Source organism: Pseudomonas sp. Irchel s3a18, assembly GCF_900187535.1.
Lineage (GTDB): Bacteria > Pseudomonadota > Gammaproteobacteria > Pseudomonadales > Pseudomonadaceae > Aquipseudomonas.
In genome coordinates this window covers 60,805-79,421 of record NZ_FYDV01000021.1, presented here as the reverse complement: position 1 = coordinate 79,421, position 18,617 = coordinate 60,805, and the positions used below count along the sequence as shown (strand labels likewise).

Below are 18,617 nucleotides of genomic sequence, written 5' to 3'. Positions count from 1 at the left end.
GATTGACGGGACGGACAGTCGTTTTTCTATTGATCAACAGCGGGCGATCTTCAGCGAAGGGCGGTAGAATCCCGTACCTCAGTTATCCACAAGTGGCCGACCTTTGCTTATCGAGTCCCGCCGTCGCGCTTATCTGACCGCCATGCAGGTGGTCAGCTGGCTGCCGCGCACCGAATTGCCCTTTGCTGCCCCGTCGCGGCCCGAGCTGCTGCAAGCGCTGGAACCTTTGGTCGAAGCGCCGGTTGCACAGGCTCCGGTGGCGAATACCGTTGCAGAGCCGCTGGCCAGGCCGGCTGAACGGGTCAAGATTGAGGTGCCGCGCCCGACACCCACAGTGGCACGCCCGGCAAGCAAACCGGTCGAGGAGGCTGACGCCGCACCAGTGGCGGCCAAGGCCCCACAGGTCCCGCCGCCGCGTTTCGCCCTGCAATTACTGCGTGCCGGCCGCTGCCTGCTGTTGGTGGAGTTACCCACAGGCGAGGCGTTCCAGAGCCGGGATCCGGCCTATTTGCTGCTCAAGGACATGCTGCGCGCCGCCGGACTGCCGGACAGTCCGCAAATTGTCGGTGAGCCGGTGCGCTGGCCGCTGCTGGCCCGCGGCACCCTGGATCAAGGGCCGGAAGCGGCTCGCGACTTTGTTCAGGGCTTCTTGTCGGCTCGTCTGGAAGACGCTCCCTGCGTGTGCCTGTGGTTGATCGGCCTGCCGGCGGTGCGTTTTGCCGGTGAGACCAATGCCGAAAGCTACAACCGTGAACTTCAGGTCGAAGGCCTGGGGTCGGTCTGGGCGCTGCCTGGCCTGGAGTTATTAATGGAAGAGCCACAGCGTAAGGCTGAAGTCTGGCAAGCCATGCGTCGGCTGATGGCGCGTTGGAAAGAATCAAATGAGTGATGCTGTATCGTTCCGCCCGATGACCGAAGCGGATCTGGACGCTGTACTGAGGATCGAATACGCGGCGTTCAGTCATCCCTGGACCCGTGGGATTTTTCTCGATGGCCTGGGCAAGTACCAGATCTGGCTGATGTTCGAGGGGCAACAACAGGTGGGCCACGGGGTGGTGCAAATCATCCTGGATGAGGCACACCTGCTCAATATCACGGTCAAGCCTGAAAATCAGGGGCGCGGCCTGGGCCTGATGCTGCTGGAGCACCTGATGTCCCGCGCCTACGCCGCCGAGGCCCGGGAGTGTTTCCTGGAAGTGCGCGACAGCAATCGCGCCGCCTTCCGCCTGTACGAGCGTTATGGTTTTAACGAAGTCGGCCGCCGTCGTGATTACTATCCGGCGGTAGGCGGGCGTGAAGATGCTGTCGTCATGGCCTGTACGTTGGTGGATTAAGGCGAGCCCCGCGAGGGCGCGAGGGCCCTCGCCAGGGGATCAGCGCTTGCGGTCGAGCGGATCGCGCTGCGCCAGTTCGGCTTCATCCAGGCCTTTGCCACCCCCGATGTCGGCTTCATTGACAATACTCAGGTCCCAGTCGGGGCTGAAGCTTTCATCGGCTTCCTGTGCGTCGCGGGCACCGTCTTCGCGAATCAGGGTTTCCGGGCTCAGGTCATCGTCGGTGGCGTCATGCTCCTCATCTGTCGTCCCTGTCGGTGCTTCGCCGGCGGGTCGCCGTTGACGCTCGGGTTGCGGTTCGGTATCACCGATTTTTGCCCTGGATGGCTTTTCATTGAAGTCCAGCTCGCGCATCGAACCCATGCGATCTTCGTTGTCGTCGATGGGTTCCGGTTGCACCGAATTGAACGGACGTCGTGATTCGGTCATGGCAACGCCTCATACTGCGTATCTACTTATAGTGTGGACAGGTACCGGGTGGGAAGATTCCCGTACAGCCTGTACCTGAGGTTATCTGCATCACCTGCGTGACCCGGGCGGACGCTTGTCTGTCAAATCAGCGCACCATTCTTGAGGCTTCAGAGCATGAACGAATTACAAGATCTGATTGATAACAACGAGCGTTGGGCCGATGCGATCAAGCAGGAAGATCCTGACTTTTTCGCCAAGCTGGCCCGACAGCAGACGCCTGAATACTTGTGGATCGGCTGCTCCGATGCACGGGTGCCGGCCAACGAAATCGTCGGCATGTTGCCGGGTGATCTCTTCGTCCACCGTAACGTTGCCAACGTGGTGCTGCACACCGACCTCAACTGCCTGTCGGTGATCCAGTACGCAGTCGACGTGCTCAAGGTCAAACACATCCTGGTGACCGGCCACTACGGCTGTGGCGGCGTGCGCGCCTCGATGCAGGATCGCCAGCTGGGCCTGATCGACGGCTGGCTGCGCTCGATCCGTGACCTGTACTACGAGCATCGCGAAGCCCTTGGCCAGCTGCCGACCGAAGAAGAGCGGGTCGACCGTCTCTGCGAGCTCAATGTCATCCAGCAAGTGGCCAACGTCGGTCATACCAGCATTGTCCAGAATGCCTGGCATCGCGGGCAGAGCCTGTCGGTTCATGGTTGCATCTACGGCATCAAGGACGGTCGCTGGAAAAGCCTGAACGCGACCATCAGCGGTTTCGAGCAATTGCCGCCGCAGTACCGCCTGCGCCCGGTTGGCGCGGTGTAAAAGACCCCGGCCCCCTGCTCATTGGGGGCCGTGCCGATGCCAGTGTTGCAGAAACAGCCGACCTTCGGCGTTTGGCGGTTCATCGTAGCCGGTGATCCAGCCTCGGCATTCCGGCGAGCCACACCGACAGGCGAACTGGCGCAGCAGTTTGTCTTCGGTGCTGGTGTAGTCCATGCACAGCCAGATGCCCGGCTTGATGTCGTGCAACGCCCATAACCACAGTTCACTCATGTCGAGAAAAACATTGGGGTCGCATGAGTGTGATAGCCGCCCGCAGAAGTCCGGGTCGTAGACATGAATGCCTGGAACCAACTGAACGGTATGCAATTGCCGGGTATGTATCAGCTGGCCGGAGACGCGGCACATTCGCGTGATGCGCTGGTAATGGCGCTGGGCCCTGATGCCCGAAGGGGGAGGATCATTGCTGCCGACGACTTCGAAGTCGGCCAGGGATGGATAGCCCTGATTCGTACTGAGCGTTTCATAGGGGTAAATACAGGTACTCGGGTGTGGCCGAGCCGTGGCCTGGGTTTTCATGACAGATCCTTGTCTGGTCAGCGCTGCGACTACTGTCGACGGGCCATCCTGTCAGCCCTGCAGCCCCTGGGGTACTAACCAAGCGTCTCGCAAATGAAATCGCAGGTCTACTGTCAGTATTGACAGGAGAGAGTGCCTGCTTGCTGCGTCAGTGAAGGCTTACGCAGCAAGCCGGCAAGCAGGTTTAAAGTTGAGGGGTCGCCAGCGCAAGCGCAGGCAACGGTGCCCGGAGCTGCTCGAGTTGGGGTTTGATGTCCGGGGCCGAGCATTTGGCTGTGGCCTGTTCAGGTGTCAGCCCGCGGATTGAGGTATAGAACAGCTCGCAGGTCTTCACTTTCTGGGCCACCTGCCAGTTTTGTGTGCAGGATTTGAGCTGTGCGCTCGGGTCACTGGACGGTTTGCTGCCCATGCCGGCCTGCCAGCATGCGGCGCTCAAGTCCTGGCCCATCACTTTCAAGCCCACTGCATCAGCCTTGGCCTGATCGCCGTCATAGTTCTCGGGGTCGGCGGCGTACCAGATATAGCTGGGATGGTTGGAGCCCAGCACCGGCACCGTCACGCTTGGGGTCGGGTTGATGTGTGCCAGGCCCAGTACGGCCACGGTCGGCCCATACTGTTCCTTGATCCAGTTACGCACCGGTGCGCCGAACGCGACCATCGGCAAGGTCACGCCGCTGGCGGTCTGGCTGAATTGCCTGACCATGGTGGTCTGGTAGTCCTTGAAGTAACCGTAGACGCCTTCAAGGTCCTTGCCGGCATTGGAAGGGGCCGCAATCGGCGCGATATCGATGATGGTCTGGTAGGCCGGTGTTTGTTCGGCGGCAATGCCATTGACGGTCAACAGCGTTGCCCAGCGGTCAGTGGTCTTCGACTCCAGGTAGTCCTGGGCCTGAGTCAGCGAATAGTCCGGGGGGAAGTGCAGCAACTCGACGCTCTTGCGGTTTTCCAGTGCCATGCCCAAGGGCAGGAACAGGTACCAGCTGTACGCCCACTTTCCGTCGGCATTGAGTTTGTTGGCGCCATTGTGGGCCAGGTCCCCGGCATCGAGTAATGCCCTCAGCGGTTTTGCATAGCCCTTGGGTACGCCGCTGATATCAGCGACGAGCTGCTGCTTGTCGGTTCTTACCCTGACTGTTGCACTGGCGTAGCCATCGCGCCGAACGCTTTGGGTCAGGTAGTGCTCGACTGTTTGTTCCAGCGTCCAGTTGCGATAGCAGATCACATTGCAGTTGTTGGGGTAGGCGAACAACCGCGTGACCCGCTCGGTGCTGCCCAGTTTCAGCTGGGTATCGGCGAGGGCGGTGGTACTCAAGGCAAGGGCGGCGAGGGTGAGGCTCAATCCAGGGAGTTTGAACATGCTCAGATCCTTTTCAGCGTTGGCCCCGGAAACGGGGAGTAAGACATACTGAAACGATTGATAGCGCAAGGTCCAGTATCAGTCTGAAACCCTGCACCTGTTACGTGCGCCACCCTTGCGCGGCCTCGGACTAAGGCATCACCGGCGCTACATACTGGAGCGTTGTCCCCAGCACCCACAGCAGAAACAGCACCAGTGGCGTGTGTACCAGCAATTGCACGAATGAAAACCCGATCAAATCCCGCGCCTTCAATCCCAGTACACCGAGCAGCGGCAGCATGTAGAACGGGTTGATCAGGTTGGGCAGCGCTTCGGCGGCGTTGTAGATCTGCACGGCCCAGCCCAGGTGGTACTCCAGGTCGTTGGCGACCTGCATCACGTACGGCGCTTCAATGATCCATTTGCCACCCCCGGATGGAATGAAGAAGCCGAGAATGGCCGAATACACGCCCATCAGCACCGCGTACGTGTCGTGGGAGGCGAAGCTGACGAAAAAGCTCGAGATATGGTGCGCCAGAGACTGGCCATCAGTGCCTTTGACCACGGTCATCAACGCGGCGATGGAACCGTACAGCGGGAACTGGATCATCACACCGGTGGTGGTGGGCACCGCACGGGCCACGGCGTCGAGGAAGCTGCGCGGACGCCAGTGCAGCAGCGCCCCGAGCATCAGAAACAGGAAATTGTAGGTATTGAGCCCCGAGATCGCGCTGATCGCCGGTTTCGTCGAAAATTCATGAAACAACCAGCCGGCCGCCAGCAGCACCAGCAAAATGGTCAGCAGCGGGCTGTATTCCAGCCATTCGCCGGGGCGGGAGCGAGGGGCCAGCGCCGGCAGGCTGAAGCTGGGATCGACGCCGCAGTCTTTGGCGTCACGGGCAGAGTTCGGGCCGGGGGCGGTGGCGTAGGCGACCACCAACGAGACCACGACCAGCGCCAGCAACAGGACGCCGGACTGCCAGAGGAAAATCGTCTCGGTGAATGGAATGACGCCAGTGATCGACAGGATCGAAGGCGGCAAGCTGGCCGGGTTGGCCTGTAACTGGGCCGCCGACGAAGACAGCCCCAGCGCCCAGACCGCCCCGAGCCCCAGGTAAGCGGCGGCACCGGCGGCACGGTAATCCATGCGCAACTCGGTGCGCCGGGCCAGCGCGCGTACCAGCAAACCACCAAACACCAGCGACAGTCCCCAGTTCAGCAGGGACGCGACCATGGAAATCAGCGCGACCCAGGCCACGGCCGAGCGGCCATTTTTCGGCAGGCGAGCCAGGCGATCGATCAGTTTCACCGCCGGTGGCGAACTGGCGACCACATAACCGCCAATCACTACAAAGGCCATTTGCATGGTGAACGGGATCAGGCTCCAGAAGCCGTCGCCGAAGGCCATGGCGGCATCGGTGGGCTTGGCGCCCATGGCCATGGTGGCGACAGCGACGATGATCACCGCGAGTGCAGCGAAGACCCAGGAGTCGGGAAACCAGCGTTCGGCAAAGTTCGAGCAGCGAAGGGCAAAGCGGGCGGAGCGGCTGTCTTCGATATCGGTAGACACGCAAATACCTCGATTTTCTTATGTTTATTGGGGTGCCAGCAGGGCCTCGGGGGCCTTTTCGGTCAGCCGGCAACAGTAATTGAATCAAGGTGTTTTTGCGGTGCTGTTTTTGCACATCTAGGACTATGGTCTAACGGGTTGTCCGGGAGCGCGTTTGCGTAGACCATGGGCGCCGTGTTTTTTGTCTATTTTTCGAGCCTGTTCATGACTGCCATCCCTGTCACTCGTCCCGCGCCGTTTTCCCGGTCCGACTACAAGACCCTGGGCCTGGCGGCGCTCGGCGGAGCGCTGGAAATCTACGACTTCATCATTTTCGTATTTTTCGCCTTGACCCTCAGCCAGCTGTTCTTCCCGCCGGAAATGCCGGAGTGGCTGCGCCTGCTGCAAAGCTTCGGGATTTTTGTCACCGGCTACCTGGCGCGGCCCCTGGGCGGGATTCTGATGGCGCATTTCGCCGATCGACTGGGGCGCAAGAAGGTGTTCAGCCTGAGCATCCTGATGATGGCGTTGCCGTGCCTGCTGATCGGGATCATGCCGACCTATGCCCAGATCGGCTATTTCGCGCCCTTGCTGTTACTGCTGCTGCGGGTGTTCCAGGGGGCCGCAGTGGGCGGTGAAGTGCCGAGTGCCTGGGTGTTCGTGGCCGAGCATGCTCCCGTCGGTCATCGGGGTTATGCCCTGGGCTTCTTGCAGGCAGGGTTGACGTTCGGCTACTTGATCGGTGCATTGACCGCGACCTTGCTGGCGCAGGTCTTCAGCCCGGCGGAAATTCTCGATCACGCCTGGCGCTATCCGTTTCTGCTGGGCGGGGTGTTCGGTGTGATTGGTGTGTGGTTGCGCCGCTGGCTCAATGAAACCCCGGTGTTCATGGCCATGCACGCCAGTCGCGAACGGCACACCGAGTTACCGTTGCGCACCGTGCTGCGTGAGCATCGGATGGCGATGCTGCCAGCGGTGATCCTGACCTGCGTGCTGACCTCGGCGGTGGTGACCTTTGTGGTCATCACCCCGACCATGATGCAGAAGACCTTCGGCATGACCGCCAGCCATACCTTTGCCCTGAGCAGCCTGGGTATCGTGTTCTTGAACATCGGTTGCGTGATTGCCGGGGTTATCGTCGACCGAATCGGCGCTTGGCGCACCGTAATGCTCTATAGCCTGTTGCTGCCGCTGGGGATTGGCGTGCTCTACACCAGCCTGATCGGTGGTGCGCAGTGGATCGGCCTGGCGTATGCCATTGCCGGCTTGAGTTGCGGGGTGGTGGGCGCGGTACCGTCGGTAATGGTCAATCTGTTTCCGGCACGAATCCGGGTCTCGGGGATTTCGTTCACGTACAACATCGCCTATGCGATCTGGGCCAGCATCACGCCGTTGTTGCTGATTGGCCTGATGCCCTGGAGCCCTTGGATTTGCGTGATGTTCTGCGCGGTGATGGGGGTGGTGGGCATGAGCGCGGCGCTGTTCTTCGGCTCGCGTTTGCCACAGGTCGCCCTACAGCCTGGCGCGACCTGTTGCCCTTGAGGCCTCTCAATCGCAGATGTCGTCTTCGTCAACCGGCGCCGCTGCAGGCTTGAGCGCGACAATCATGTCGACTTCGACCGCGGCGCCCTTGGGCAACTGGTACACGCCGACCGAGGTGCGCGTATGCACGCCGGCGTCGGCAAAGATCCCGTAGAGCACTTCTGAGGCGCCGTCGGCCACTTCACTTTGTTGGGTGAAGTCTTCGGCGCTACGTACGTAGACGTTGATGCGCAATACCTTCTGGATGGCATCCAGGTCGCCGAGCCGCTGCGCGAGGATGGCCAGGGCGCGCATCGTGCAAATCCTGGCGGCGTGTCGGCCCTGCTCCAGGGACACTTCGGCGCCGACCCGTCCTACCACCATCACCGTATTGTCGATACGCGGGATTTGCCCGCTGACGTAGACCTGATCGCCCTGCTGTACGGCGGGCACGTAGTTGCCGCCAATCCGTAGTTCACCATCAAAACGATGGCCCAGTTGGTGGGCGATGCCATCGAACAACGCTGCGCGTGATTGATCCATGCGTGACTCTCCTGTGATAGACGGTGGTGCCGAGCGGACTATAGCGCGTTGATTCTGCCCGCAAAGCCAGAGACGAAATTCTCAGTGTCGTACTTCAGATCCACTGATCATTCAGCGCCGTGCGCTCGCCACCTTCATGGCCGGTATTGAGCACGCCCTTGGGCTCGATCAGCAGCAGCCTGACTTCCTGTTCGGCAAAGGGCTTGTGCTCGACGCCCTTGGGCACGACGTACATTTCGCCGGCGGACACCAGCACCTGGCCATCGCGAAAGTCGATGCGTAGCTGCCCCTCAAGGACGATGAAGGTCTCGTCGGTATCCTGATGATCATGCCAGATGAAATCCCCCAGCAGTTTCACCACCTTGAACTGATAGTCGTTCATTTCGGCGATGACCCGTGGCGACCAATGCTCGTTGATCTGCTGCAGCTTGTTGGCGAAATTCAGGCTTTGATAGGACTTCATGGCCAGGCACTCATCGGTTTATTCAGCTCGACACTAGCGAGCGTGGCCGGGTACTTCTTGCACGATTGTGCGTCGCTCAGGGACGGTGCATTTTCATCCAGCGCGCGGGCGACAGGCCGTAGGCTTTGCCGAATTGCCGGGTCATGTGGCTTTGATCGCTGAAGCCTGCGATCAGTGCCGCCTGGGTCAGTGACTCGCCCGAGATCAGCAGCGAGCGCACCAGGTCCAGGCGGCGCATGGTCAGGTAGCGGTAGGGGCTGGTGCCGAACAGCAAGCGAAAGTCCCGCGACAGGCCCCAGCGATCGCGCCCGCTGTGTTCGGCCAGTTGGTCCAGGGTCACGGCCTGGTCCAGGGCACTGTGCATGAACTCACGAGCGCGCTCGGCCGCTACATAGTCGAAGTGCTGGCGACGGGCTGGGACGCCAGATACCGCGCTCATGGCCTGGGCCAGGTCGAACAGCGCGTCCTGTTGCTCCAGTGGATCGAGCGTGCGGTCCAGGCTTTGCAGCAACACACCGGTCGCGGCGAACAGGCGCGGATCATTGGAAATGCCGGTCTTGATGAACGGCAGCGGCTGGCCGCCGAGCATCTGCTGGATCAGCGCCGGTTCGACGTACAGCATCCGGTACTTGAAACCATCTTCGGTGCCGGCTTCGCCATCGTGGACTTCATCCGGGTGCAACACCATGGTTGCGCCCGGCAGGTTGTGCCGCCAGCCACCGCGATACTGGAAGCTTTGTACGCCGGACAGGGTACGGCCAATGGCATAGGTGTCGTGGCGGTGAAGGTCGTAGCCATGCCCCGAGAAAAAGGCCTCGATACGCTCCACGCCACCCGTTTTTGGCGCGCGATGGAACCAGTCGGTGAGGAGGTTTGGCTTGCCCATGGGAAGTCTTCGTGGCCGGGTTGGCGATGACGGACACGTTAGCTCAGGCGCAGGTTGGCTGTCAGCCGGATTCCCGGTTGATCGATGGACTGAAGGTCGAGTAAAAGCTATGGGGATGGTTGAGCCCCCAAGGGACAAGGAGACCCGAACATGAGCATCAGTTTTCGAGCGGTAAACGAGCAGGACATCCCGCGTATTTGCAGTTTTGCCCGTGACCGGACGGAGCAGTTCTTTTTCTTTCCCGCCGCGACCTGGCCGCTTACCCCAGCGCAACTGCAGGGTTCGATCGACAAGCGCTCGGACTCCACGGTGATCGAGCGGGATGGCGTCGTGGTGGGGTTTGCCAACTTCTATCGCTGGGAAAACGGCGGCACCTGCACCCTCGGCAATGTGATTGTCGATCCGCAGGCCAGGGGGCAGGGGATCGGTGCGCAGTTGATCGAGCACATGATCGCCATTGCCCGGACCCGGCACCAGGCGGGCGAGGTGACGTTGTCCTGCTTCAACACCAATGTGGCCGGCTTGTTGCTCTATCCCAAGCTCGGGTTCACACCGTTTTCGATCGAAGAACGTCAGGACAGGCAGGGCCAGCGGCTGGCGCTGATTCATCTGCGTCTTGCTGCGTCAGGATGAGGGCGCAGCCTGCAAAGGCTGCGCTGGTCGTCAGTTTTTCAGCGGGATGTACAACTCGGTCACGCTGTCCGGGTGCATCGGCCCAAGAAACCGCTCACCGCTGTATTCGAACTCCACCCCCTCGTCGGGCGCCATGCCCGCGGCCGGCAGCCATTCGCTGTAAGCCGCGCGGAAGGTCTCCGGCAGGGTGGTGACGCTGCCGTGGTGCTCGACCCGGGCGTAGTGCCGAGCTGGAATCTGCAGCTCCACCATGCCCGGCACCAGCGGTGCATCGGCACTCACTGGCAAGCCTGCGACATAGCGCCATTGACCGTCGTCCAGCGGCTGGCAGACGCCAAAGGTGCCGACCGGATCCTGCAATCGGTCGATCTCCTCTTCCCGTGGAAAGAACCGCTCCCACATCTGCGCAATGCTGCCTTCGTCCTGCTGTTGCCAGCTCATGCCCATGATGCGCAGGGCGGGATAAAGGATTCGCTCGGGCGTCTGCGGTGCCGGCAGGCTGCGTTCCGGTTGCGCCAGATAGCGGGTGAGGCGGTCGAGCACCTGCTGATCGCGGGCAATCGCACTTTGCAGTGTGCGGGCATGCGTTTGCAGGGACTCGCGCAGGCTGATGACGCTGTCCAGGCTGCCGTTGTCGACCAGCATGCGGATATCTTCCAGCGCCATGCCCAACTGCTTGAGCCAGACGATACGCCCCAGGGTGATGATCTGCTCGGGGCGGTAGTAGCGATAGCCGTTGTCGCGCCCGGTCAGTGCGGGGGCGAACAGACCGATGCTGTCGTAGTGGCGCAGGGTCTTGGTGGTGAGCCCGTGAGTGCGGGCCATTTGGCCGATGGTCAGCATGTAACCTCCTTTTTTGGCTGCTGGAACCAGCCTATTCCTTGTCCTAGGGTAAAGCTCAAGCCTGTGATGTGGCTAAGTCACAGGGGGCACTTGCTCCCGCTCGGCCGCGAAGCGGTCGCGATCCGGCCATCGCGTACTATCTGAATAGTCGCGGTGGCCGGTATCAGGGCTGCTATGCAGCCCAGCGCGAGCAAGCTTGCTCGCTCGCCACAGCCCCGTGTTTGACTGAGCGTGCTCATGCTTTGGTCGCACGCCCGATCAATCCCCCAACGCTGCTCCCTCGCGCCGTGGATCGGCCCCGCCGGCCCATGAGGCGTTGCCCTGTGCATCACGCACCCGGACGATGGCCTGGGTCCCACTGGTCATGTCGATTTCGTTCACCGCGTGCCCTTTATTCTTGAGCGCCTGGATCAGCGTCGGGCTGAACTGGCCTTTTTCCAGTTCGGTGGGGCCATTGCGGCTGCCGAAGTTCGGCAGGCTGATGGCCGCTTGCGGGTCGAGGTTCCAGTCGAGCATGCCGACCACCGACTTGGCGACGTATTCGATGATTTGCGAGCCGCCGGGCGAGCCGACGGTGGCGAGCAGTTCTCCGCTCTGGCGATCGAAGATCAGTGTCGGCGCCATGGATGAGCGTGGGCGTTTGCCGGGTTCGATGCGGTTGGCCACCGGCTGGCCGTTTTCTTCGGGGATGAACGAGAAGTCGGTCATCTGATTGTTCAGCATGAAGCCCTGCACCATCAGGTGTGAGCCGAACGCCGCCTCAACCGTGGTGGTCATGGACACGGCGCCGCCCAGATCGTCCACGGCCACCACTTGCGAGGTGGAGATGCGCAGTGGCGAGCGATCTGGCGCATAGGCCAGTTGGACGCCCGGCGGTGTGCCCGGCTTGGCACTGCCCATGCTGCGCTCACCGATCAGCGTTGCGCGACTGGCCAGGTAGGTGGGGGAGACCAGGCCGGCGACCGGCACCGGGACGAAGTCTGCATCAGCGATGTACAGCGCACGGTCGGCGTAGGCCAGGCGCTCGGCTTCGGCGATCAGGTGCACGGCGTCAGGTGCCGGCTCGAGGCCGGCCGGCTGGTGGGTCTTGAGCGGTTTGAGAGGCGCCAGGGCGAAGCGCTTGTCGCGGGTCTCCAGGGCCTGCAAGGTGCCGAGGATCTGTGCCACGGCAATCCCGCCCGAGGACGGAGGCGGCATGCCACACACCTGCCAGCGCTTGTAGTCGGTGCACAGCGGCGCGCGCTCCTTGGCGCTGTAGCCCTTGAGGTCATTGAGCGACAGGCTGCCGGGGTTGGCGTGGCCCTGAACCCTGGCCACGATTTCCTCGGCCACAGGACCTTGATACAGCGCGTTCGGGCCTTCTGCGGCGATGCGCGTGAGCACCTTGGCCAGCGCCGGGTTCTTCAGCAGGGTGCCGACGGCTTTCGGGCTGCCATCGGCATTGAGGAAGTACGCGGCCATGTCGGGTGAGCGCGGCAGGAACGGATCGGAAGCGATCATCGTGTGCAGGCGTGGCGAGATCGCAAAGCCCTGTTCAGCCAGCGCGATGGCCGGCTCGAATAGCTTTGCCCAAGGCAGGCGGCCGTGTTTCTGATGGGCCAGTTCCAGCGCGCGCAACACCCCCGGTGTGCCGACCGAGCGTCCGCCAATCTGCGCCTGAGGGAATGGCATCGGTTTACCGTCGGCTTGCAGGAAGAGTTTTTCGTTGGCGCCGGCCGGTGCGGTTTCGCGGCCGTCGTAGGTGCGCACGGCCTTGCCATCCCACAGCACGATCAACGCACCGCCACCGATCCCCGAGGATTGCGGCTCTACCAGCGTCAACACCGCTTGCATGGCAATCGCCGCGTCGATGGCCGAGCCACCCTGGCGCAGCATCTCACGCCCGGCTGCGGCGGCCAGCGGGTTGGCGGCCGCGGCCATGTGTTTGCCGGCGTATTGAGTCTGCAGGTCGGTGCGATACCCCGACGCCACCTCGGGCGCGGTGGGCAGGGAGCTGACCGGTGGGGCGTTGCAGGCGGCGAGGGTCAGGGCGCAGGCGATGAGCGACAGGGCGCAGAGGCGATAGCGGCTCAAGGGGAAGGCTGGAAACACGGGGCACTCCGTCCGTTGGATAAAAGATTCGGGGGGACTGTATCGGCGTGAAGAGTCAGCTGCAACGCCGGGTTGCTGCACGCTGGAACAGGGAAGGTGGCTTTTGTCCTTCATCAGCGGGCGCATTTTCTGTAGGGTCGAGGACGCGGGACCTTCATCCAGAACAACAAGAGGCCGACATGCAGACCGAGTTTCCAGATCAGCCAGGCTACCGTGCCCAGCGTGAACGTTTCCTCGCGGCAGCGACGGCCGCCGGCGCCCGGTTGACCGAGTACCCGCACCCGCTCAAGGGGCCGTTCGGTGAGGCCTTGAGCACTGACGTTGCGGTGCTTGGCGACCCCGGTGCCAAACGCCTTCTGGTGGCCTTGAGCGGCACGCACGGTGTGGAAGGCTTCTATGGCTCGGATTGCCAGAGCAAATGGCTCCAGGCGCTGGGCAAGCGCTCGCTGCCGGACGATGTCGCGGTGGTGATGATCCATTTGATCAACCCGTGGGGCACCGCATGGCTGCGTCGAGTCAACGAAGACAACATCGACCTGAACCGCAATCACCTGAACTTCGACTCACTGCTACCGGACAACCGGGCCTATGCGGCGCTGCACGCGATCTACGCGTTCGACCCGTTGCGGGGGCCGGAGCGTGATCGTGCCGATGCCTTGCTGGCCGCCCAACTGGGCGAGCAGGGCTGGCCGGCGGTGATGGCGATTGTCGAAGGGGGCCAGTACAGCCATCCCGATGGCCTGTTTTACGGCGGGCGGGCACCGAGTTGGTCGAATCGCACCTTGCACCAGATTATCGCGGCGCATCTTTCCCGGGCCGAAGTCGCCCTGTGCTTCGACCTGCATACCGGTGCCGGCGAGTATGGGCATCCGATGTTGCTGACCGTCACCCAGGCCGCCTATCCGGCGTTGCAGGAGGCGCAGGCCCTCTATGGTCCGTGGCTCTACACCGTGCAGACGGGCGCGCGCAGCCACAGCGAAACAGGGATCGCCGCCAGCGCCACTGGCTACACCTCCCAGGCGCTGCTCGATGCCTTGCCGCAGGTGCGCTTGATGCCCTTTGTCATCGAGTGCGGAACCTACCCGGGGGAGGCGGTGCATGAACACCTGCGTGACGATCACTGGCTGCACTTGCACGGCGACCCGTGTGACGCAGCAGGGCATCGGATCAAGCTCGATCTGCTGGAGCAGTTTTATCCGGCGGACCCTGACTGGCAGGAAATGGTCTGGGTCCGCACGCGGCAAATCTGGGAGAAGGCGTTGTCCGCCTTGCCGACGCTTTAGGAGAGTCGTCGATGGCCAGCACCGCGAATGTACGGTGCCGGCCATTGGGCAGGCACTTTTCTGCGGGCATAAAAAAACGGCCTACCTTGCGGTAAGCCGTTTTTAGTACTTGGTGGCTACACAGGGACTTGAACCCCGGACCCCAGCATTATGAATGCTATGCTCTAACCAACTGAGCTATGTAGCCAAGTGGCGCGCATTATTGGCTTGGAACGACGATGTGTCAAGCATAAATCTAAAATATTTCTCTACACTTTCAACCGCTTATCCTCCGACCTCGTAAAAACCATGAGTTTTGCGCTTTAGCTGTGCCCAATCCGTCCCGAGTAATCGCTTGCCCTGCTACAGGTGCGCGTTATTTAAAGTCGTTAGCAGGCTAAGGGGATGGCGCTGCTACCGTGAAAAATGGCACATTGGCGCACCGGCAAATGCGCTCCCATCCGCTGTATGGAAACTCTCATGGCAACCAGTCCCCCCCAAGCGGCCGTTTCAGCCGCGTCCGCAACCTCACACAGCAGCCCCTTGGTCATGCGCATCATCGGCGCGGTGGCGCTGGCGCATTTGATCAACGACCTGATTCAGTCCGTGCTGCCGTCGATCTATCCGATGCTCAAGGCCAATTATGGCCTGACCTTCACCCAGGTCGGCCTGATTACCTTGACGTTCCAGCTCACCGCCTCGCTGTTGCAGCCGTGGGTCGGTTATTACACCGATCGCCACCCCAAGCCCTATCTGCTGCCAATGGGCATGATCTGCACCCTGATCGGTATTCTGATGATGTCTCAGGTCGGCAGTTTTCCGTTGATCCTGCTGGCGGCGGGGCTGATCGGCATCGGCTCCTCGACCTTTCACCCGGAAGCTTCCCGTGTGGCGCGACTGGCCTCGGGCGGGCGCTTCGGTCTGGCGCAGTCGACCTTCCAGGTCGGTGGCAACGCCGGTTCAGCGTTCGGGCCGTTGCTGGCGGCGGCGATCATCATTCCGTTCGGCCAGGGTAATGTGGCCTGGTTCGGGCTGTTCGCGGTATTCGCGCTGGTGGTGCTGTATGGCATCAGCCGCTGGTACGCCAATCACTTGAGCCTGTTCAAGCTCAAACAGGGCCAGGCGGCGACTCACGGCCTGTCGAAGGGCAGGGTGATCAGTGCGTTGGTGGTCCTGGGGCTGCTGGTGTTCTCCAAGTACTTCTACATGGCCAGCCTGACCAGTTATTTCACCTTCTACCTGATTGAGAAATTCGACCTGTCGGTGGCCAGTTCGCAATTGCACCTGTTCCTGTTTCTCGGGGCGGTAGCGGCGGGGACCTTTTTCGGTGGGCCGATTGGCGACAAGATCGGGCGGAAGGCCGTGATCTGGTTCTCGATCCTTGGTGTTGCGCCGTTCACCCTGCTCATGCCTCACGTCGACCTGTTCTGGACCAGCGTCCTGAGCGTGGTGATCGGCTTCATCCTGGCCTCGGCGTTCTCGGCCATCGTGGTCTACGCCCAGGAACTGGTACCGGGTAATGTCGGCATGATTGCCGGGGTGTTCTTCGGCCTGATGTTCGGTTTCGGCGGGATCGGTGCGGCCCTGTTGGGGTACCTTGCAGACATCCATGGCATCGAATACGTGTACTTCTTGTGTTCGTTCCTGCCGTTGTTCGGGCTGTTGGCGATCTTTCTGCCTCGCACCAAAAAGGCCTGATACAACGCCAATCCCTGAGGGAGCGAACAGGCTCGCTCTCTCAGGGAGGATTTTCAGGTACAAAAAAGCCGCGAATAAACGCGGCTTTTTCGTGGATGGGTGTTTTACACGTTGAAACGGAAGTGCATCACGTCGCCGTCTTTGACGATGTAATCCTTGCCTTCCAGGCGCCATTTACCGGCTTCCTTGGTACCGGCTTCGCCTTTGTACTGGATGAAGTCGTTGTAGGCGATCACTTCGGCGCGGATGAAGCCTTTTTCGAAGTCGGTGTGGATCACGCCAGCGGCTTGTGGTGCGGTGGCACCGACGCGGACGGTCCAGGCGCGGACTTCTTCGACACCGGCGGTGAAGTAGGTCTGCAGGTGGAGCATTTCGTAGCCTGCGCGGATCACGCGGTTCAGGCCAGGCTCTTCAAGGCCCAGGGCCTCGAGGAACATGTCTTTCTCTTCACCGTCATCCAGCTCGGCGATTTCAGCTTCGATCTTGTTGCACACCGGAACCACGACCGCGCCTTCTTCTTCGGCAATGGCCATGACCACGTCGAGCAGCGGGTTGTTGTGGAAGCCGTCTTCGGCAACGTTGGCGATGTACATCACCGGCTTGGTGGTCAGCAGGTGGAAGCCCTTGATAACCGCTTTCTCGTCGCTGCTCATGTTCTTCATCAGGCTGCGCGCTGGCTTGCCTTCGGTGAAGTGAGCGATCAATTGCTCCAGCAGGCCTTTCTGGACGACTGCGTCCTTGTCACCGCCCTTGGCGTTGCGGGTGACTTTCTGCAGTTGCTTCTCGCAGCTGTCGAGGTCGGCGAAGATCAGTTCCAGCTCGATGATCTCGATGTCGCGCTTCGGGTCGACGCTGTTGGAGACGTGAATCACGTTATCGTCTTCGAAGCAGCGGACCACGTGGGCGATGGCATCGGTTTCACGGATGTTGGCCAGGAACTTGTTGCCCAGGCCTTCACCTTTCGAGGCGCCGGCAACCAGGCCTGCGATATCGACGAATTCCATGGTGGTCGGCAGGATGCGCTTTGGATTGACGATGGCCGCCAGGGCGTCCAGGCGTGGATCCGGCATCGGCACGATACCGCTGTTCGGCTCGATGGTGCAGAAGGGGAAGTTCTCGGCCGCGATACCGGATTTGGTCAGGGCGTTGAACAGGGTGGACTTGCCGACGTTAGGCAGGCCGACGATGCCGCAATTGAATCCCATGGTGTTTCCCCGAGGAGTTAGAGTCAGGCCTTCTGGCTGTGCAGGTTTTTCATCGCGCGGTTCCATTCACCGGCGAAGATATCCGGCAGCACGCCGAGGGCAAAGTCGATGCTGGCATCGAGTTTTTCCTGTTCGGCGCGAGGCGCGCGACCCAGGACAAAGTTTGAAACCATACTGGCAACGCCTGGGTGGCCAATGCCGAGCCGCAAGCGATAGAAGGTATTCTGGTTGCCCAGTTGCGCGATGATGTCGCGCAACCCGTTGTGACCGCCATGCCCGCCGCCCTGTTTGAGCTTGGCAACACCGGGAGGCAGGTCGAGTTCGTCATGCGCCACGAGTATTTCTTCCGGCTTGATGCGGAAGAAACCGGCAAGCGCCGCTACGGCCTGGCCGCTACGGTTCATGTAGGTCGTGGGAATCAGCAGGCGAACATCCTGACCTTGATGCGAGAAGCGTCCGGTCAGGCCGAAATATTTGCGATCGGCCACAAGGTTCACACCTTGTGCGTGCGCGATGCGCTCAACAAAAAGGGCCCCTGCGTTATGCCGGGTCTGTTCGTATTCGGCGCCTGGATTTCCCAGGCCAACGATCAGTTTGATGGCAGTCACGTCAGGGGCCCTTCTATGGAGTGGTGGATAACATCGCAGCAATAGGTGTGTGCGGCGAAAGTGGACGAAAAGTGCTCATTTACCATGATGTAAACTCCGCGTTCCCGCCCGCTTTCTCGCTACGTTCCAGTCCGCGATGTTACTTGATCACTCCGGCGTACAGAGTGAATTACTCTGCAGCGCCTTCTGCAGCTTCTGGAGCAACACGTGGAGCGTGAACGTTGGCAACAGCCAGGTCGTTACCGTGAGCCAGAGCAACAAATTCAACGCCTTTAGGGGCCTTGATGTTGGACAGGTGAATGATCGAACCGATTTCGGCGTCAGCCAGGTCGACTTCGATGAACTCAGGCAGGTCTTTTGGCAGGCAGGAAACTTCGATTTCCGAAGCAACGTGCGAGATTTCGCCGCCTTTCTTGGCCGGAGCAGCTTCGTTGATGAAGTGCACTGGAACGATAGCGGTCAGTTTCTGGCCCGCTACAACGCGTACGAAGTCAGCGTGCATCACGTGGCCTTTGGCCGGGTGACGTTGCAGGGCTTTGATCACGACGTTCTGCTTGGTGCCACCAACGTTCAGCTCGATGATGTGGCTGTAAGCCGCTTCGTTTTCGAGCAGTTTGGCAACTTCTTTAGCCAGCATGCTGATGGATTCAGGGGCTTTGTCGCCACCGTAAACTACAGCTGGAACCAGGCTTGCGAGACGACGCAGGCGGCGGCTCGCACCTTTCCCCAGGTCGGAACGCGCTTCAGCATTCAGAGTAAAATCGTTCATGTTGTATCTCCAAAATAACCACATTCGCCCCAGCGTTTGCGACCAGCGCTAAAGGCGATATGGGCAAAAAAGCCCCGCCCCGACAGGAATGCCGGGGCGGGGCGCTTTT

Annotated in this window: 19 protein-coding genes and 1 tRNA gene; 7 read left to right on the top strand and 13 right to left on the bottom strand. The window is 61.1% G+C overall.

Features of this window, described 5'->3' with window-relative positions:
* The first annotated feature begins 142 nt into the window (after nucleotides 1-142).
* Both CKW29_RS22510 and rimI read left to right on the top strand, forming a co-directional pair.
* Nucleotides 143-889, top strand: coding sequence for an energy transducer TonB (locus tag CKW29_RS22510; RefSeq protein ID WP_095146737.1), 747 nt, complete (start codon nucleotides 143-145; stop codon nucleotides 887-889).
* A complete protein-coding gene (rimI, locus tag CKW29_RS22505; protein WP_095146736.1) occupies nucleotides 882-1,334 on the top strand; it encodes a ribosomal protein S18-alanine N-acetyltransferase in 453 nt (150 codons plus the stop codon). The genes CKW29_RS22510 and rimI overlap by 8 nt, the downstream gene beginning before the upstream one ends.
* 39 nt (nucleotides 1,335-1,373) lie before the next feature.
* Here the strand turns inward: rimI and CKW29_RS22500 are convergent, their stop codons facing one another.
* On the bottom strand, nucleotides 1,374-1,763 hold the full coding sequence (locus CKW29_RS22500; protein WP_095146735.1) for a serine kinase/phosphatase: 390 nt from the start codon (nucleotides 1,761-1,763) through the stop codon (nucleotides 1,374-1,376).
* Nucleotides 1,764-1,919: 156 nt separating this feature from the next.
* Here CKW29_RS22500 and can point away from each other — a divergent pair, with 156 nt between their 5' ends.
* Nucleotides 1,920-2,564, top strand: a complete 645-nt coding sequence (can, locus tag CKW29_RS22495) for a carbonate dehydratase (protein ID WP_095146734.1) — start codon at nucleotides 1,920-1,922, stop codon at nucleotides 2,562-2,564.
* 18 nt (nucleotides 2,565-2,582) lie between these two features.
* On the opposite strand, the gene CKW29_RS22490 is transcribed toward can, so the two are convergent.
* From CKW29_RS22490 to CKW29_RS22480, 3 genes are all read right to left on the bottom strand, one after another.
* On the bottom strand, nucleotides 2,583-3,101 hold the full coding sequence (locus CKW29_RS22490; protein WP_095149141.1) for a lysine methyltransferase: 519 nt from the start codon (nucleotides 3,099-3,101) through the stop codon (nucleotides 2,583-2,585).
* A 184-nt stretch (nucleotides 3,102-3,285) separates the two neighbouring features.
* Complete coding sequence (locus CKW29_RS22485; protein ID WP_095149140.1) at nucleotides 3,286-4,458, bottom strand: hypothetical protein; 1,173 nt, start codon at nucleotides 4,456-4,458, stop codon at nucleotides 3,286-3,288.
* A 130-nt stretch (nucleotides 4,459-4,588) separates the two neighbouring features.
* Entirely contained in the window at nucleotides 4,589-6,007 is a 1,419-nt protein-coding gene (locus CKW29_RS22480) for a short-chain fatty acid transporter (protein WP_095149139.1), read from the bottom strand.
* Between the two features lie 204 nt (nucleotides 6,008-6,211).
* On the opposite strand from CKW29_RS22480, the gene CKW29_RS22475 reads away from it, so the two are divergent.
* Nucleotides 6,212-7,528, top strand: coding sequence for an MFS transporter (locus tag CKW29_RS22475; RefSeq protein ID WP_095149143.1), 1,317 nt, complete (start codon nucleotides 6,212-6,214; stop codon nucleotides 7,526-7,528).
* A gap of 6 nt (nucleotides 7,529-7,534) precedes the next feature.
* On the opposite strand, the gene CKW29_RS22470 is transcribed toward CKW29_RS22475, so the two are convergent.
* The 3 genes from CKW29_RS22470 to CKW29_RS22460 all read right to left on the bottom strand — a co-directional run bounded on the left by CKW29_RS22470 (nucleotide 7,535) and on the right by CKW29_RS22460 (nucleotide 9,399).
* Complete coding sequence (locus CKW29_RS22470) at nucleotides 7,535-8,050, bottom strand: RidA family protein (protein ID WP_095149138.1); 516 nt, start codon at nucleotides 8,048-8,050, stop codon at nucleotides 7,535-7,537.
* A gap of 94 nt (nucleotides 8,051-8,144) precedes the next feature.
* On the bottom strand, nucleotides 8,145-8,513 hold the full coding sequence (locus CKW29_RS22465) for a cupin domain-containing protein (protein ID WP_095146729.1): 369 nt from the start codon (nucleotides 8,511-8,513) through the stop codon (nucleotides 8,145-8,147).
* A gap of 76 nt (nucleotides 8,514-8,589) precedes the next feature.
* Nucleotides 8,590-9,399 (bottom strand): AraC family transcriptional regulator, encoded by an 810-nt coding sequence (locus CKW29_RS22460; RefSeq protein ID WP_095149137.1) that lies wholly within the window; start codon nucleotides 9,397-9,399, stop codon nucleotides 8,590-8,592.
* Nucleotides 9,400-9,549: 150 nt separating this feature from the next.
* Here CKW29_RS22460 and CKW29_RS22455 point away from each other — a divergent pair, with 150 nt between their 5' ends.
* Entirely contained in the window at nucleotides 9,550-10,032 is a 483-nt protein-coding gene (locus CKW29_RS22455; protein ID WP_095149136.1) for a GNAT family N-acetyltransferase, read from the top strand.
* A 30-nt stretch (nucleotides 10,033-10,062) separates the two neighbouring features.
* Here CKW29_RS22455 and CKW29_RS22450 read toward each other — a convergent pair whose 3' ends face one another.
* Both CKW29_RS22450 and ggt read right to left on the bottom strand, forming a co-directional pair.
* A complete protein-coding gene (locus tag CKW29_RS22450) occupies nucleotides 10,063-10,875 on the bottom strand; it encodes a MerR family transcriptional regulator (protein WP_095149135.1) in 813 nt (270 codons plus the stop codon).
* A gap of 258 nt (nucleotides 10,876-11,133) precedes the next feature.
* Nucleotides 11,134-12,966, bottom strand: a complete 1,833-nt coding sequence (ggt, locus tag CKW29_RS22445) for a gamma-glutamyltransferase (protein ID WP_095149134.1) — start codon at nucleotides 12,964-12,966, stop codon at nucleotides 11,134-11,136.
* Between the two features lie 179 nt (nucleotides 12,967-13,145).
* On the opposite strand from ggt, the gene CKW29_RS22440 reads away from it, so the two are divergent.
* Complete coding sequence (locus tag CKW29_RS22440) at nucleotides 13,146-14,249, top strand: DUF2817 domain-containing protein (protein ID WP_095146724.1); 1,104 nt, start codon at nucleotides 13,146-13,148, stop codon at nucleotides 14,247-14,249.
* Nucleotides 14,250-14,359: 110 nt separating this feature from the next.
* Here CKW29_RS22440 and CKW29_RS22435 read toward each other — a convergent pair.
* Nucleotides 14,360-14,436, bottom strand: a tRNA-Met gene (locus tag CKW29_RS22435).
* A gap of 272 nt (nucleotides 14,437-14,708) precedes the next feature.
* On the opposite strand from CKW29_RS22435, the gene CKW29_RS22430 reads away from it, so the two are divergent.
* Nucleotides 14,709-15,926, top strand: coding sequence for an MFS transporter (locus CKW29_RS22430; RefSeq protein ID WP_095146723.1), 1,218 nt, complete (start codon nucleotides 14,709-14,711; stop codon nucleotides 15,924-15,926).
* 104 nt (nucleotides 15,927-16,030) lie between these two features.
* Here CKW29_RS22430 and ychF read toward each other — a convergent pair whose 3' ends face one another.
* From ychF to CKW29_RS22415, 3 genes are all read right to left on the bottom strand, one after another.
* Nucleotides 16,031-17,131, bottom strand: coding sequence for a redox-regulated ATPase YchF (gene ychF / locus CKW29_RS22425; RefSeq protein WP_095149133.1), 1,101 nt, complete (start codon nucleotides 17,129-17,131; stop codon nucleotides 16,031-16,033).
* A gap of 23 nt (nucleotides 17,132-17,154) precedes the next feature.
* Nucleotides 17,155-17,739 carry an aminoacyl-tRNA hydrolase gene (gene pth / locus CKW29_RS22420; protein ID WP_003208389.1) on the bottom strand — a complete coding sequence of 195 codons (585 nt, stop codon included), beginning with the start codon at nucleotides 17,737-17,739 and terminating at the stop codon, nucleotides 17,155-17,157.
* 169 nt (nucleotides 17,740-17,908) lie between these two features.
* Nucleotides 17,909-18,508 (bottom strand): 50S ribosomal protein L25/general stress protein Ctc, encoded by a 600-nt coding sequence (locus tag CKW29_RS22415; protein WP_095146720.1) that lies wholly within the window; start codon nucleotides 18,506-18,508, stop codon nucleotides 17,909-17,911.
* Nucleotides 18,509-18,617: the final 109 nt, after the last annotated feature.

Bases quoted from the DNA above. Each gene is read 5' to 3' on its own strand.
- CKW29_RS22510 (WP_095146737.1), top strand. From the start codon at position 143: ATGCAGGTGGTCAGCTGGCTGCCGCGCACCGAATTGCCCTTTGCTGCC.
- rimI (WP_095146736.1), top strand. From the start codon at position 882: ATGAGTGATGCTGTATCGTTCCGCCCGATGACCGAAGCGGATCTGGAC.
- CKW29_RS22500 (WP_095146735.1), bottom strand. From the start codon at position 1,763: ATGACCGAATCACGACGTCCGTTCAATTCGGTGCAACCGGAACCCATC.
- can (WP_095146734.1), top strand. From the start codon at position 1,920: ATGAACGAATTACAAGATCTGATTGATAACAACGAGCGTTGGGCCGAT.
- CKW29_RS22490 (WP_095149141.1), bottom strand. From the start codon at position 3,101: ATGAAAACCCAGGCCACGGCTCGGCCACACCCGAGTACCTGTATTTAC.
- CKW29_RS22485 (WP_095149140.1), bottom strand. From the start codon at position 4,458: ATGTTCAAACTCCCTGGATTGAGCCTCACCCTCGCCGCCCTTGCCTTG.
- CKW29_RS22475 (WP_095149143.1), top strand. From the start codon at position 6,212: ATGACTGCCATCCCTGTCACTCGTCCCGCGCCGTTTTCCCGGTCCGAC.
- CKW29_RS22470 (WP_095149138.1), bottom strand. From the start codon at position 8,050: ATGGATCAATCACGCGCAGCGTTGTTCGATGGCATCGCCCACCAACTG.
- CKW29_RS22465 (WP_095146729.1), bottom strand. From the start codon at position 8,513: ATGAAGTCCTATCAAAGCCTGAATTTCGCCAACAAGCTGCAGCAGATC.
- CKW29_RS22460 (WP_095149137.1), bottom strand. From the start codon at position 9,399: ATGGGCAAGCCAAACCTCCTCACCGACTGGTTCCATCGCGCGCCAAAA.
- CKW29_RS22455 (WP_095149136.1), top strand. From the start codon at position 9,550: ATGAGCATCAGTTTTCGAGCGGTAAACGAGCAGGACATCCCGCGTATT.
- CKW29_RS22450 (WP_095149135.1), bottom strand. From the start codon at position 10,875: ATGCTGACCATCGGCCAAATGGCCCGCACTCACGGGCTCACCACCAAG.
- CKW29_RS22440 (WP_095146724.1), top strand. From the start codon at position 13,146: ATGCAGACCGAGTTTCCAGATCAGCCAGGCTACCGTGCCCAGCGTGAA.
- CKW29_RS22430 (WP_095146723.1), top strand. From the start codon at position 14,709: ATGGCAACCAGTCCCCCCCAAGCGGCCGTTTCAGCCGCGTCCGCAACC.
- ychF (WP_095149133.1), bottom strand. From the start codon at position 17,131: ATGGGATTCAATTGCGGCATCGTCGGCCTGCCTAACGTCGGCAAGTCC.
- CKW29_RS22415 (WP_095146720.1), bottom strand. From the start codon at position 18,508: ATGAACGATTTTACTCTGAATGCTGAAGCGCGTTCCGACCTGGGGAAA.